13 protein-coding genes are annotated in these 12,577 nt (G+C 75.9%); 7 read left to right on the forward strand and 6 right to left on the reverse strand.

Translation table 11 applies throughout. The features are described 5' to 3' along the window. Positions 1–45: 45 nt before the first annotated feature. Both ACI79X_RS12580 and ACI79X_RS12585 read left to right on the forward strand, forming a co-directional pair. Positions 46–189 (forward strand): hypothetical protein, encoded by a 144-nt coding sequence (locus ACI79X_RS12580; protein WP_457025739.1) that lies wholly within the window; start codon positions 46–48, stop codon positions 187–189. Between the two features lie 94 nt (positions 190–283). Next, positions 284–1,603 carry a UDP-glucose dehydrogenase family protein gene (locus tag ACI79X_RS12585; RefSeq protein ID WP_457025740.1) on the forward strand — a complete coding sequence of 440 codons (1,320 nt, stop codon included), beginning with the start codon at positions 284–286 and terminating at the stop codon, positions 1,601–1,603. Between the two features lie 6 nt (positions 1,604–1,609). Here ACI79X_RS12585 and ACI79X_RS12590 read toward each other — a convergent pair whose 3' ends face one another. Together ACI79X_RS12590 and ACI79X_RS12595 are read right to left on the reverse strand one after the other, a co-directional pair. Continuing rightward, positions 1,610–3,124, reverse strand: a complete 1,515-nt coding sequence (locus tag ACI79X_RS12590; RefSeq protein WP_457025741.1) for a sugar transferase — start codon at positions 3,122–3,124, stop codon at positions 1,610–1,612. 203 nt (positions 3,125–3,327) lie between these two features. Beyond that, positions 3,328–3,528, reverse strand: coding sequence for a hypothetical protein (locus tag ACI79X_RS12595; RefSeq protein ID WP_457025742.1), 201 nt, complete (start codon positions 3,526–3,528; stop codon positions 3,328–3,330). A 182-nt stretch (positions 3,529–3,710) separates the two neighbouring features. On the opposite strand from ACI79X_RS12595, the gene ACI79X_RS12600 reads away from it, so the two are divergent. Beyond that, on the forward strand, positions 3,711–4,532 hold the full coding sequence (locus ACI79X_RS12600) for a hypothetical protein (RefSeq protein WP_457025743.1): 822 nt from the start codon (positions 3,711–3,713) through the stop codon (positions 4,530–4,532). 1 nt (position 4,533) lies between these two features. On the opposite strand, the gene ACI79X_RS12605 is transcribed toward ACI79X_RS12600, so the two are convergent. Then, on the reverse strand, positions 4,534–4,689 hold the full coding sequence (locus ACI79X_RS12605) for a hypothetical protein (RefSeq protein WP_457025744.1): 156 nt from the start codon (positions 4,687–4,689) through the stop codon (positions 4,534–4,536). A gap of 273 nt (positions 4,690–4,962) precedes the next feature. Here ACI79X_RS12605 and ACI79X_RS12610 point away from each other — a divergent pair, with 273 nt between their 5' ends. Then, positions 4,963–5,211 carry a hypothetical protein gene (locus ACI79X_RS12610; protein WP_457025745.1) on the forward strand — a complete coding sequence of 83 codons (249 nt, stop codon included), beginning with the start codon at positions 4,963–4,965 and terminating at the stop codon, positions 5,209–5,211. Between the two features lie 12 nt (positions 5,212–5,223). Here the strand turns inward: ACI79X_RS12610 and ACI79X_RS12615 are convergent, their stop codons facing one another. Then, positions 5,224–5,772: a sugar transferase gene (locus ACI79X_RS12615; protein ID WP_457025746.1), complete on the reverse strand. Its 549-nt coding sequence runs from the start codon at positions 5,770–5,772 to the stop codon at positions 5,224–5,226. 171 nt (positions 5,773–5,943) lie between these two features. After that, entirely contained in the window at positions 5,944–7,197 is a 1,254-nt protein-coding gene (locus ACI79X_RS12620; RefSeq protein ID WP_457025747.1) for a hypothetical protein, read from the reverse strand. 237 nt (positions 7,198–7,434) lie between these two features. Here ACI79X_RS12620 and ACI79X_RS12625 point away from each other — a divergent pair, with 237 nt between their 5' ends. Beyond that, a complete protein-coding gene (locus tag ACI79X_RS12625; protein WP_457025748.1) occupies positions 7,435–8,478 on the forward strand; it encodes an alpha-hydroxy acid oxidase in 1,044 nt (347 codons plus the stop codon). 22 nt (positions 8,479–8,500) lie between these two features. On the opposite strand, the gene ACI79X_RS12630 is transcribed toward ACI79X_RS12625, so the two are convergent. Beyond that, on the reverse strand, positions 8,501–9,529 hold the full coding sequence (locus tag ACI79X_RS12630; RefSeq protein WP_457025749.1) for a glycosyltransferase: 1,029 nt from the start codon (positions 9,527–9,529) through the stop codon (positions 8,501–8,503). Between the two features lie 383 nt (positions 9,530–9,912). On the opposite strand from ACI79X_RS12630, the gene ACI79X_RS12635 reads away from it, so the two are divergent. Then, positions 9,913–11,457 carry an exopolysaccharide biosynthesis polyprenyl glycosylphosphotransferase gene (locus tag ACI79X_RS12635; RefSeq protein WP_457025750.1) on the forward strand — a complete coding sequence of 515 codons (1,545 nt, stop codon included), beginning with the start codon at positions 9,913–9,915 and terminating at the stop codon, positions 11,455–11,457. Between the two features lie 202 nt (positions 11,458–11,659). Further along, positions 11,660–12,478 (forward strand): sugar phosphate nucleotidyltransferase, encoded by an 819-nt coding sequence (locus tag ACI79X_RS12640; RefSeq protein WP_457025751.1) that lies wholly within the window; start codon positions 11,660–11,662, stop codon positions 12,476–12,478. Positions 12,479–12,577 lie beyond the last annotated feature (99 nt).

Below are 12,577 nucleotides of genomic sequence, written 5' to 3' on the forward strand. Positions count from 1 at the left end.
ACGCACCTGTTCCCCCACCTCCTCCGATCGGGCACCATCGGCCGCGTGTTCCCCGTCCCGTCGACGACGCCCGTCCGCGAGTCCCGGCTCCGGCGCCACTGGCACCGGTTCCGCTGGGTGGGGGAGGACGCCTTCAGCGGCGCCAGCCTCTACGCGTGCCGGTGCGGCGTCGTCCGCCCGGCGATCTAGGCGGGTCACCGGGACGGGTCCTGCACAGGCGCCGGGCCCGGCGCCGTGATGCACTTCGACGGCGAAGTGTCGGCTCGGACGTGAGGAGGCGCCGGTGCGCATCTCGGTGATCGGCTGCGGCTACCTCGGTGCCGTCCACGCGGCATCCATGGTGGAACTGGGCCACGAGGTCGTCGGCATCGACGTCGACCAGCGCAAGATCGCCGCGCTGTGCGAGGGGCGCGCGCCGTTCTACGAGCCGGACTTCGAGTCCCTCCTGCAGCACGCGCTGGACTCCGGGCGGCTGCGCTTCAGCACCGACGTCGCCGACGCGGCCGGGGCGCAAGTGCACTTCGTCTGCGTCGGCACGCCGCAGCGGCACGGCGAGTACGCCGCCGACCTCCGCTTCGTCCGCGCGGCCACCGAGTCGCTGCTGCAGGTAGTCGAGCCCGGCGACCTCGTCGTCGGCAAGTCCACCGTGCCGGTCGGGACGGCGGCCGAGCTCGCGGCCATGTTCTCCGAGAAGGTCCCCGGCTCGCTGGTCGCCTGGAACCCGGAGTTCCTGCGGGAGGGGTTCGCGGTCCGGGACACGCTGCACCCGGACCGGCTGGTGTACGGGCTGCCGGCCGACGGGGACGGTGCGGTGGCCGAGCGGCTGCTGGACGAGGTGTACGCGCCGATCGTGGCCCGGGGCACGCCGAAGGTGACCACCGACTACGCCACCGCGGAGATGGTGAAGACCGCGGCGAACTCGTTCCTGGCCACGAAGATCTCCTTCATCAACGCGATGGCCGAGCTGTGCGAGGCCACCGGTGCGGACGTGAAGCTGCTGGCCGATGCGATCGGTTACGACGACCGGATCGGGCGGAAGTTCCTCAACGCCGGGCTGGGGTTCGGCGGCGGGTGTCTGCCCAAGGACATCCGGGCGTTCATGGCCCGGGCCGGGGAGCTGGGGGCGGACCAGGCGCTGACGTTCCTGCGCGAGGTGGACAACATCAACATGCGCCGGCGGATCCGGATGGTGGAGCTGGCCCGCGAGGTGCTCGACGGGTCGCTGCTGGGCAAGCGGGTGGCGGTGCTGGGGGCGGCGTTCAAGCCCGACTCCGACGACATCCGCGACAGCCCGGCGCTCAACGTCGCCGCCCAGCTGCAACTGCAGGGCGCCGTCGTGCGGGTGACCGACCCGGCGGCGATCGAGAACAGCCGGCGCGAGTGGCCGCACCTGGACTTCGCGGCGACGCCGGAGGAGGCCGCCGAGCGCGCCGACGCCGTCCTGGTCCTCACCGAGTGGCGCGAGTACCGCGAGCTCGACCCGGTCGCCTTCGGGAAGGTGGTGAGGGCCAAGCGGGTGCTCGACGGGCGAAACGCCCTGGACCGCGAGGCCTGGACCGCCGCCGGCTGGACCTACCGCGCCCTGGGCCGCCGCGCCGGCTGAGCCGGCTCAGTACGCACCCGAGCCGCGGAGCACCGCGCCCGCGGTCTTCCACAGGATCATGAAGTCGAAGGCCAGCGACCAGTTCTCCACGTAGCGGACGTCGATGCGCACGGAGTCGTCCCACGACAGGTCCGAGCGGCCGCTGACCTGCCACAGCCCGGTGAGCCCGGGCTTGACCAGGAACCGGCGGTGCATGTCGACGCCGTACTGCTCGACCTCCCGGGCCAGCGGCGGTCGTGGGCCGACCAGCGACATGTCACCGCGCAGCACGTTGATCAGCTGCGGCAGCTCGTCGATCGAGTAGCGGCGCAGCACCCGCCCCACCCGGGTCACCCGCGGGTCGTGCCGCATCTTGAACAGGACGCCGTTGCCGTCGTCGGCGGTCGCCAGCTGCTCGACCAGCGCCGGCGCGTCCTGCACCATGCTGCGGAACTTGAGCATGGTGAAGGTCTCGCCGCACCGGCCGACCCGCTCCTGCCGGAAGAGCACCGGCCCGCGGCTGTCCAACCGCACCGCCAGGGCGACCGCGATGAGCACGGGGGACAGGAGCAGCAGTCCGAGGGCGGCCATCGACCGGTCGAAGATCTCCTTGGTCCACCGTCGGACGCCGGTGAGCTCCGGCCGCTCCATGTGCAGCAGAGGGAGCCCGGCGACCGGCCGGATGTGCACCCGCGGGCCCACGACGTCGGTGACGGCGGGCGCGAGCAGGAGCTCCGCGTCGGTGTCCTCGAGCTGCCAGCCGAGCCGGCGCAGGACCGCGCCGTGGATCTCCGGTCCGGGCAGCACGGCGACGGTGTCCACCTCGAAGGCGGAGACGACGTCGACGACGTCGGCCACGCCGCCGAGCACCGGCAGGCCGTTGAAGGCGTCCGCGGCGGAGGACTGCTCCCGCGTGGGCAGGCAGCACCCGATCACCTTGTAGCCCTGCTCCGGGCTGCGCTGCAGCTGCTCGTCGAGGGCGGCGACGGTCTCCCGCGACCCGACGAGGATCGTCGTCTGCAGGAAGTCACCGCGCTGGCGGGCCCGGCGCAGGTGGTGCCGGTGGGCCAGCCGCACCGCGAGCGTCAGCACCGTGGCCAGCGGAAGGGTGAGGACCACGAGGCCCCGCGCGACGTCGAGGTGCAGGCCCCACGAGACCGTGCCGACCAGGGCGAGGACGAGCACGGCCGCGCCGATCACCCGGCGGTACTCTTCGACGCCGATCCAGAGGAACCGTTCCTCGTAGGCCCGGGCCAGCAGCATGACGGGCACCCAGACGAGCGGCAGGACCAGCACGGACCAGCCGGGCGGGCGCGGGCCCTCGGCCGCGAAGACGTCGAACCAGAGCAGGTAGCCGGCCCCCGCCGCGACGGCGGCGGCCGCCGCGTCGAGGACCGCGGTGCGGCGGACGTAGCGCGCCCGCCAGGCCCGCCGTGCGGCGGTCCCCTCCCCGCGGAGACCGGGCGCGAACAGCTCCCAGCCGTTCGCCGGCGGTGGCGCGGCACTCCTGCGTCTCGGGCTCGAGACACTCGTGGCGGACATGGCCTCACTCCCCGTGGTCCCCGTTCAGCGGACGTCAGAGGCGACACGCCCGCGCCGGGCCATTGCGCCACGGAATCCGGAACCGCACCACTTGGCCACTGGCCAGGGGATATCCGCTGGGCGCGGCCCCGACACGCCGCGACCGGGGTGGTACGGGGAGGAGTCGACCGGTCAGGCGACCGGGTGATGTCCCCGGGCAGGTGTCAGGTGGCGGGGCCGCCCGGAGCCGCGGCGGCACGGAGGTCGTCCTCGAGGCCGGCCAGCACGTCGTCGACCTCGCGGCGGAGGTCGGGGCCGACCTCGGCGTCGACGGTGTCGGCCAGGCGGATGCCGCGGCCGACCACCAGCGCGAAGGCCGTCGCCAGGGCGAGCCAGCCCAGTCCGATGATCACGAGTGCGGTCACGGGTCATTCGTAGGGGTGCCGGCTCCCCGCGCTGCCCGGGACGCGCGGGCAGAAATTGCCGAGAGCGGCGTCGTCCGGAGTGGAACGGCGGCAGGAGGCGACTCCCGTCCCGCGCGTCCCACCTGCCCCGGACGGGTGACGGAGGGGTCACGTCCGGGCCGGATCCTGCCGATGACGCACGCGTGTGGACGTGGATCGTCGGCGGGCTCGCCGCGTGGCTGCTGGTCGCCGTCGTGTTCGGGGTGGTGCTCGGCAAGGGCATCCGCCTCGCCGACCGCCCGTCGACCGCCGGTGCGCTGGCTCCGGCGGCCCGGGGCGCGCGCCGCCGACTGCCCCTCCCGCCGGTCGGGATCGCCCTCGCCCTGCTCGCCGTCGCACTCGAGGCCGTCGGCTACGCCCTGCGGCTGAGCGGCGCCCGCGGCCAGCTCGCGCAGACCCTGTCGATGGACGCGCCGTTCTCCCTGCCGCGGCTCTACGTGGCGGCCCTCTTCGGTGCGGCCGCGCTCGCCGCCGTCGCCGGTGCCGCCCGCAACCCGGGCCGGCGCACCTGGTGGCTGGCGGTCGGCGCCGTCACCGCCGGCATCGCCACGGTCAAGGCCGGTGGCACCGTGCACGTGACCGCCATGCAGACGCTGTCGGCCCGGACCTCCGAGGCCACCGCCACCGTGGTGAGCGTCGCGCTGGCCGTCGGCGTGCTGGCCGTCCTCGCGTTCGTCAGCCGCGCCGAGCGCCGTGACCGCCGCCGGGTCCTCTCGGCCTTCGCGGCGTACGCGGCCGCCTCGGTCGGCCTGTCGGCCGTCTCGGGCGCCGTCGGCAGCGGGCTCTACGCGATGGCGACCTTCGTCGAGGAGTCGGGGGAGGCGCTCGGTGGCGTCGCGGTGCTGATGGCCGTGCTCATCGGCGTCGCGCCCAGGCTGGTGCTGCCGGCCACGGCCCTGCGCCGTCGCGACGACGCGCTCTCCCTCGAGGCGCCCGCCGTGCGGGCCCCCGCGCCGCAGGACTGACTCAGCGCAGGACCAGCGGCCGGCGCGGCGTCGGCAGGGTGTCCCGGCCGCGGACCCCGCGGTCGACGACGTCGGCGCGGCGCAGCGCCGATCCCAGCAGGAACCCGAGCGGGAGACTCAGCGCCACCCAGACCAGGCAGACGACTGCGACGACCACGGTCACTCCTCGTCGAACGACCAGTCCCCCCGAGCCCCGGTGGCTCTGTGAGAGCGCTGCCCCGGAGAGGGCGTCCGCAAACCCGCCGCGGCGTCGCGTTCCGCGACCGGCACCGGTCCTGAGCGTGGCGACGCCCCGTGATCCCCGGCGCGCAACGTGGGAGTGCGCTTGTCGCTCCTGCCCGGCACGGGTCAGCATGCAGGCGTCGATCGCGCCGGTGACGGTCGTCACCCCGCGTTCCTCCAGCCGGCCCGGCAGGCTCCGAGGTGACCGATGAACGCCTACGTCGTCATCGGGTTGCTCTGGTTCCCGGTCACCGCCCTCCTCGCGCTGGCGATCGGCCGCGCCTTCCGCGCCGCCGACCGGTGCGACGACCGCTGCCCGCCGTCGCGGGCTCCCGTGACGCGGCACCCCCTCGCCGGCACCGACGACGACCTCCCCGTCACCGTCGACGCCGACACGCTCACCTGGTGGTACGAGCTCGAGAGCCCCGATCGCGACCGGCGCCGCGACGACGCCTGACCCCGCACCGGGTCACGCTCCCGTCGAGCGCACCGCGCGGACGAGCGCGCGCAGGTCCAGCAGCGGGGACCACTCGCGGACGTAGCGCTCGGCCACGGCGCGCTCGTCGCCGCTCCCGAGCGCGCCGGGCAGGTGGCGCAGGCCGACCAGGCCCGGCCGCAGCAGCAGGCGCACGTCGCCGTCGGGCCGGTCGTCCCCGTCAGGGGACACGGCCCGCGGGCCGACCAGCGCCATGTCGCCGCGCAGCACGTTGACCAGCTGCAGCAGCTCGTCGAGACAGGTGCGCCGGACCAGCTCGCGGACCGGGCTGCTCCCGTGCCCCGCAGGAGGCAGCGTGCGCAGGCGCAGCACCGCGAACGGCCGCCGCCCGCGACCGGCGACGGGACGGCGGTCGAGCAGCGGGCCGTCGTCGGTGCCCCAGATGACGAGCGCGACGAGCAGCAGCCACGGGATCGTGCAGACGAGCAGGACCGCCGCGAGCAGCCGGTCCAGGACGGACTTCAGCAGGGCGGGGCCGGGGGAGGCCAGGGCGGCGGACCGGCTCCCGGGGGCGAGCGGCACGGTCAGCACCCCCCGGTGCGGCGGGCGGGGACGGACGGGTCAGGAGGGCGGGCGGGCGCGCCCGGGGTCGTGCGCATGGGTCGGGTCCTCGGGGAACGCGGCTGGGCGCCGCAGGGCGGGTACGGACGGCGGCGGGGCGGGCGCACGAGGGCGTGCGCCGGCCGGGGCCGCTCAGTCCGGCCGCGTCGCCGGGTCGCCGGCCCGGCTCGCCACGACGCCCGCGGCCCCGGGAACGCCGGTGCGGCAGGCCGTCGGGTCGTCGGCGGTCCAGCCGCCGGCGAGGGTCGCCGCCGTCGCGTCGGAGCCGCCGCGCTGGCGCTCGTCGGAGCCGGAGGCCGTGGTGCCACAGCCCGCCGAGCCGACCTGGCCCGGAGCGGGCACCGGCGGTGGCGGCGGCGCCACGGGACGCGGAGGAGCTGCGGGCGCTCCGGGAGGTGGCGGTGCGGTGCCGCCCGTCCCCGCGGTCAGCGCGGGCACGGGCGCGTCCGGCCCGTCCCCGGAGGGCGCGACGGTGGTGGCCCGCGACGCGGCGGGCCCGGCCGACGGGGGCCCGCGGCCGGAGACGGTCGCGGGCCGGGCCGCCGTCGCGGCGCCGCAGGTGCCGACGACGTGCGCGCCGTCCGCCTCGCTGTCCGCCGAGGCGGGCTCGGCGGCGCCGGGAGCGTCGGACGCCTCCTGCGCGGCCTCGGCCGACGGGCCGGGCTCCTCGGCGGGCGCGGTCTCCGGCTCCGCCGCGGTCGCCCCCGGCTCGGTGGGCACCTCCGCGGCGGGCTCCGCCGGCGCCGGCTCCGCGGGGGCGTCCTCGGTCGGCGTCCCCTCCACCGGGGGCTCGGCGGCCGGTGTCTCCGCAGGGACCTCCGGAACGGGCGCCGGCTCGCTGCCCGTGCCGTCGGGGAGGGGGACCACGGGCACCGGGTCGGGGGTGGCCGTGACCGGCTCGACCACGACCGGCTCGACCACGACCGGCTCGACCGGCTCGGCCTCGACCGGCGGGCTCACCACGGGCGCCGGCGGCCGCGGCGGGGCGACCGGTGCCGGAGCCGGCGCGGGCGGGGGAGGCCGGGGGGCCGGCGGCGGCGCGGGGCCCTCCTCCGGCTCGTCCGCGGGAGGCGGGGGAGCGGGCGCGGGAGGAGGCGGCGCGGCCGGCTCGGGTTCGGGCTCCGGCGCCGGGGCGGGCTCCGGCTCGGCGGCCGGCGCGGCCGCGCCGCCGTCGTCCGGCGCGGTCACCGGGGTGCCGCCGTCGGTGGCCGTCGGCGCGTCGGCGCGGGCGTCGGGAGCGAGCGCGGCCAGGACGATCCAGGCGGCCAGGGCCAGCGCGCAGGCCAGGACGAGGCGGAGGGGCCACGGCGCACGGCGCCGCCCGGTCGGCAGCCCGGGGCGGGCCGTGCCGATCGGCAGGGGGCCCACCGGCACCCGGCTCGTCACCCCGCGCACGCTCGGCGCTCCGGCGTCAGCCGTCAAGTGCCGCCGCCGTCGCCCTGACGCGACGCGCGGCGGTCGGTCACGGGCCGTGGTCACCCGCACGAGCAGGGTGCGGCGCGCGAGCCGGTCCCGGCGGCCGGGAGGTCAGTACGCTCGGCGCCCCCGTCCCGGCCGGTGACCCCCGGCCGGCCGCTGGAGAGGAGGCGGGCCGGGACGACCGGCCCACGCAGCATGCTCGCGTTGCTCGCTGACCACAGGGACCAGGCACGGACCCGGCTGCGGCCGGAGGTCTGGGACTACTACGAGGCCGGCTCCGGTGAGGAGGTCACCCTCGGCGAGGCCGAGGCCAGCTGGCGGGAGTTCCGGCTGCGGCCGCGCGTGCTGCGCGACGTCTCGCGGATCGACCTCACGACCACCCTGCTCGGCACGGAGCTCGCCTCGCCGTTCGTCGTCGCGCCGATGGCCTTCCACGCCCTCGCCCACGAGGACGCCGAGTGCGCCACCATCCGCGGCACCGGCGATGCGGGCAGCCTCACGGTCATCTCCACCCGGGCGTCCCGGACGATCGAGGAGATCGGCGCGGCGGCCACCGGTCCGTGGTGGTTCCAGGCCTACCTGATGCGCGACCGCGGCCTCACCGAGGCGCTGGTCCAGCGCGCCGCTGCCGCCGGGGCGCGCGCCGTCGTCCTCACCGTCGACACCCCGTACGTGGGCAGGAAGGACAAGGTGAGCGGCACCCGGATCGCCGTCCCCGACGACCAGTACCTGGTCAACCTCGCCCAGCACCTCGTCCCCGGGGCCGTCGGTCGCGAGTCGGCCGAGCAGGACCCGTCGATGACGCCGGACAGCATCGCCCGGCTCGCCGAGGTCGGCGGCCTGCCCGTCGTGGTCAAGGGCGTGCTCCGCGGCGACGAGGCGCGGCGCTGCGTCGACGCCGGCGCCGCGGGCGTGATCGTCTCCAACCACGGCGGCCGTCAGCTCGACCGCGCCGTCCCCAGCGCGCACGCCCTGCCCGAGGTGCTCGACGCCGTCGGCGGTGAGGTGCCCGTCCTGGTCGACGGCGGGATCCGCAGCGGCACCGACGCGCTCGTGGCCCTGGCCACCGGCGCCGACGCCGTGCTCGTGGGCCGCCCCGTGCTCTGGGCCCTCGCCGCCGGCGGGGTGCCCGCGGTCACCGCGTCGCTGCAGGCGCTGACCGCGCACCTGCAGCACGTCCTGGCCGTGGCAGGCGCCACCTGCCCCGGCGACCTCGACCCGAGCATGGTGGTGCGGACCCGGGCCTAGGCGTCCGCCCGGGCCCGGGCGCTCAGCGCAGGCGGTCGCGCACCAGGTCGCGCACGCCCTCCCAGAAGCCCAGGCCCCAGCCGACCTGCATCGCGACCAGCGCGGCCGGCACGGCGCGGCGGTCGGCGCCCTCGGGCGCGGTGCGCGCGATCGCCACGGAGGCCGCGCCGACCGCCAGCGCGTACGGCGCGACGGCGGCCGCCGCCAGGCCCGGACGGCGCACCGCCACACCGGCGGCGAGCGCCAGCCAGGCCACCAGCGCCGGCGGGGCCAGGTGCCGCGGGCTCACGCCCTCGGGGTGGCGCAGCGCGACCGCGGGCTTCCCGCGGCCGTAGCGCCGGTACTGCCGCCACAGGTCGCCGATCGTCTCGCGGACGTTCCAGGCGATCTCCAGCCGCGGGTCGAACAGCAGCTCGCCGTGGGCGCGGGCCCGCTGGTCGAACTCGAAGTCCTCGTTGTTGGCGATCCGCTCGTCCCAGCCCTCGAGCTCCCGCACCAGCGCGAGCGGGTAGGCGCCGAAGGGCACGTGGTCGACGACGGTCTCCTCGGTGCCCCAGTGGTAGACCGAGCCGCCGACGGCGAGCTTGGAGTTGAGCACCGCGGCGATCGCCCGGCCGACGGGGGAGCGGCCGACGGCGGCCTTGCGCCCGCCCACGCCGGCCCAGCGGCCCTCGGCGAGCCGGGCGACGGCGTGCGCCACGTAGCCCTGCGGGATGGTCGAGTGGGCGTCGACGCGCACCAGCCACGTGCCGCGGGCGGCCGCGACGGCGGCGTTCAGGCTCGCCGGGATCGACGCCACCGGGTTGGACACGACGACGACGCGCGGGTCGGCGGCGGCGCGGGCGTGCAGCAGCTCGGTGGTGCCGTCGGTCGAGCCGTTGTCGACGACGACGACCTCGAGGTCCACGCCCTCCTGGGAGAGCACCGAGTCCAGGCAGGCGTCGATCGTGGCGACCTCGTCGCGGGCCGGGACCACCACGGTGACCTCGGGTGCCGCCGTGGCCGGGCCGGCGGGGGCGGCCTCGGGGCGCGGTCCTGCAGCGGGTGCCATGCCTGTTCCTCCACTCGTGCGGACCGGGCCGTTCGGTCACCGTCCGTGACGAGGAGGTTAGCGGGTGGGCGGGCGGTCCCGGGGTCCCTCGGACGTGGCCTCGTCACGCGGACGGAGAGTGACCTGCACAACAGGTGACGGATGGACCTACGACACTCGGGGTACGCGCTCCGGCCAGGCGTGGACGGCCGGTAGCTGAATCGGGTTGACCACGAGGGGTGACGAATCACCGGAGAGGGACACAGGAGTTCCGCTCCCACTCACACGGACGTGGACGAGTGCCCGTGCTGACACTCGGTAGCCGTTAGCGTCACCCTCCGGTGCGTGAGACCACCGGTGCGGCTGGGGCGAGGGGCCCCGGCCGAGAGGGGAGCAGGAGGCACATGACGGCGACACCGCGTGAGTTCGGGACGCAGCCGTTCGACCTCCCGCTCGGGCCACCGCCCGCCGGCTCCGACGCGCCGGTCGCGGCGACCCCCGACCCCGACGTCGTCCAGGCGACGACGCTGCCGCCGGTCCCCGCCGTCCGGTCCCGGGAGAGCGCCGCGCCGCTGGACTCCGCGGCGCGCTTCGGCGTCCGGCCGCTGCTGCTGGGCCTCGACCTGCTGGCCGTGGCCGTGGGCCTGGTCGGCGCCGAGCTGGTCGGCCGCGGGCTCGGCGACGACTTCCCCGCGCGCAAGACGGCCGCCTTCGCCGGCGTCCTGCTGCTCGCCCTGGCGCAGGCCGGGCTGTACCGCTCCCGCCTGGCCCTGTCGGTGCTCGACGACCTGCCCGCCCTCGCCGGCCGGTGGACCGTCGCCGCCGGCATCGCGGTGCTCGGCCAGGTGCTGTGGTCCAACGCGCTGTGGCAGGACTACATCATCGACTGGCAGTTCCTCTGGGGCGCCCTCGCCATCGGCGTCCTGCTCGTCCTGCTCCGGGCGGTCGGCTACGCCGTGGTCCGGAAGCTGCGCCGCCGTCGGCTGGTCGTGCACCGGACGCTCATCGTCGGCGCCGGGCGGGTCGGGCACCAGGTGGCCGACATCCTGCGCGACCACCCCGAGTACGGCCTGCACCCGGTCGGCTTCCTCGACGCCGACCCCCGCTACCTCGCCGGCCCCGCCGGCCTGCCCGTGCTCGGCACGCCGGCCGACCTCCCCGAGGAGCTCCGGGACGGGCGCGTGCACAACGTCGTCGTCGCCTTCTCCTCGATGAAGGAGTCGGAGATGGTGAAGCTGATCCGCACGTGCGACCGGTACCGCTGCGAGCTCTTCGTCGTCCCCCGGCTGTTCGAGCTGCACCACGTCGACGACGACATGGACACCGCCTGGGGCCTGCCGCTGGTCCGGCTGCGGCGCTCCACCTACCGCAGCCCCGCGTGGCGGGTGAAGCGGATGGTCGACGTCGCCGCCTCCGGGTTCGCGGTCGCCGTCCTCGCGCCGCTGCTCGGCCTCATCGCGCTCGCCGTCCGCCTCGACAGCGGCCCCGGGATCCTGTTCCGGCAGGAGCGGGTCGGCGTCGACGGCCGCACCTTCCAGGTGCTGAAGTTCCGGTCGATGCGCGCCACCGCGACGGAGTCGGCGACCACCTGGAACATCGCCCGCGACCCCCGGGTCACCCGGGTGGGCCGCTTCCTGCGCAAGACCTCGCTCGACGAGCTGCCGCAGCTGTTCAACATCCTGCGCGGCGACATGAGCATCGTCGGCCCGCGCCCCGAGCGGCCGCACTTCGTCGAGGAGTTCCGGAGCGCCTACCCGAGCTACGAGGCACGCCACCGCGTGCCCTCGGGGCTCACCGGATGGGCACAGGTGCACGGCCTGCGCGGCGACACCTCGATCGCCGACCGGGCCCGCTTCGACAACTACTACATCGAGAACTGGTCGCTCTGGCTCGACCTGAAGATCATCCTCCGGACCTTCAGCTCGGTCTTCCGCGGCGCCGGCGGCTGAGTCCGCCCCGACGTCCCGTCCCTCCCACGCCGGTCGCTCCCGACCGGCGTGGGAGGCGTGCCGTGCGCGCCGTCCACGGCCTCGCGCCGGCGCATCACCCGGCCGGGGTCACACGACCGTGGAACGAGCGCCGAGCGGGTTCCGCGCCCGCTCCGTTCCCCTTAGCCTCGCTCGCGATCCCAGCCTCACCAGGAGTAGCCACATGACCGAGAAGGTCGACGTCCCCACGTCCGAGATCCCCGTCGTCATCCTCTGCGGCGGCATGGGCACGCGCCTGCGCGAGGCGTCCGAGCAGCTGCCCAAGGGCCTGGTCGACATCGGCGGCCGGCCGGTGCTCTGGCACATCATGAAGACCTACAGCCACCACGGGTTCCGGCGCTTCGTCCTCTGCCTCGGCTACAAGGGCGACATGATCAAGCAGTACTTCGTCGACCACCGCGCGCGGATGAACGACTTCACGCTCAAGATGCGCGGTGACCACGACCTCGAGTTCCACACCAACGTGGCCGAGGAGGACTGGGAGATCACCTTCGCCGAGACCGGCCTGACGACGGCGACCGGCGCCCGCATCGCCCGGGTGGCGCAGTACCTCGACGCCCCGCGCTTCGCCCTCACCTACGGCGACGGCGTCGGCGCGGTCGACCTCACCGCCGAGCTCAAGGCCCACATGGCCTCGGACAAGCTCGCCACCCTCACCGGCGTGCACCCCAGCGGCCGCTACGGCGAGATCGTCATCGACGGCGACGACGTCACCGCCTTCAACGAGAAGCAGCCGCAGACCGGCTTCATCAACGGCGGCTTCTTCCTCTTCGAGCGCCCCTTCGTCGACGAGTACCTCGACGCGGACGCCACCGACGAGATGCTCGAGCACTCGCCCCTGCAGCGGCTGGCCCGCGACGGCCGGCTGGGCATCTACCGCCACGAGGGCTTCTGGATGGGCATGGACACCTTCCGCGACTGGAAGGAGCTCAACGGCCTCTGGGACGACGGCAAGGCGGAGTGGAAGGTCTGGCAGGACTGACCCCGCCCGGGGGGGGGGGGGGGGGCCCCGGCCGCGCCCGCCCGGCCCGGGCCGGCGGCCCCGGCCCCCCCCACCCCCACCCACCGCACCCACCCCGCC

Source organism: Geodermatophilus sp. SYSU D01119 (assembly GCF_054049975.1).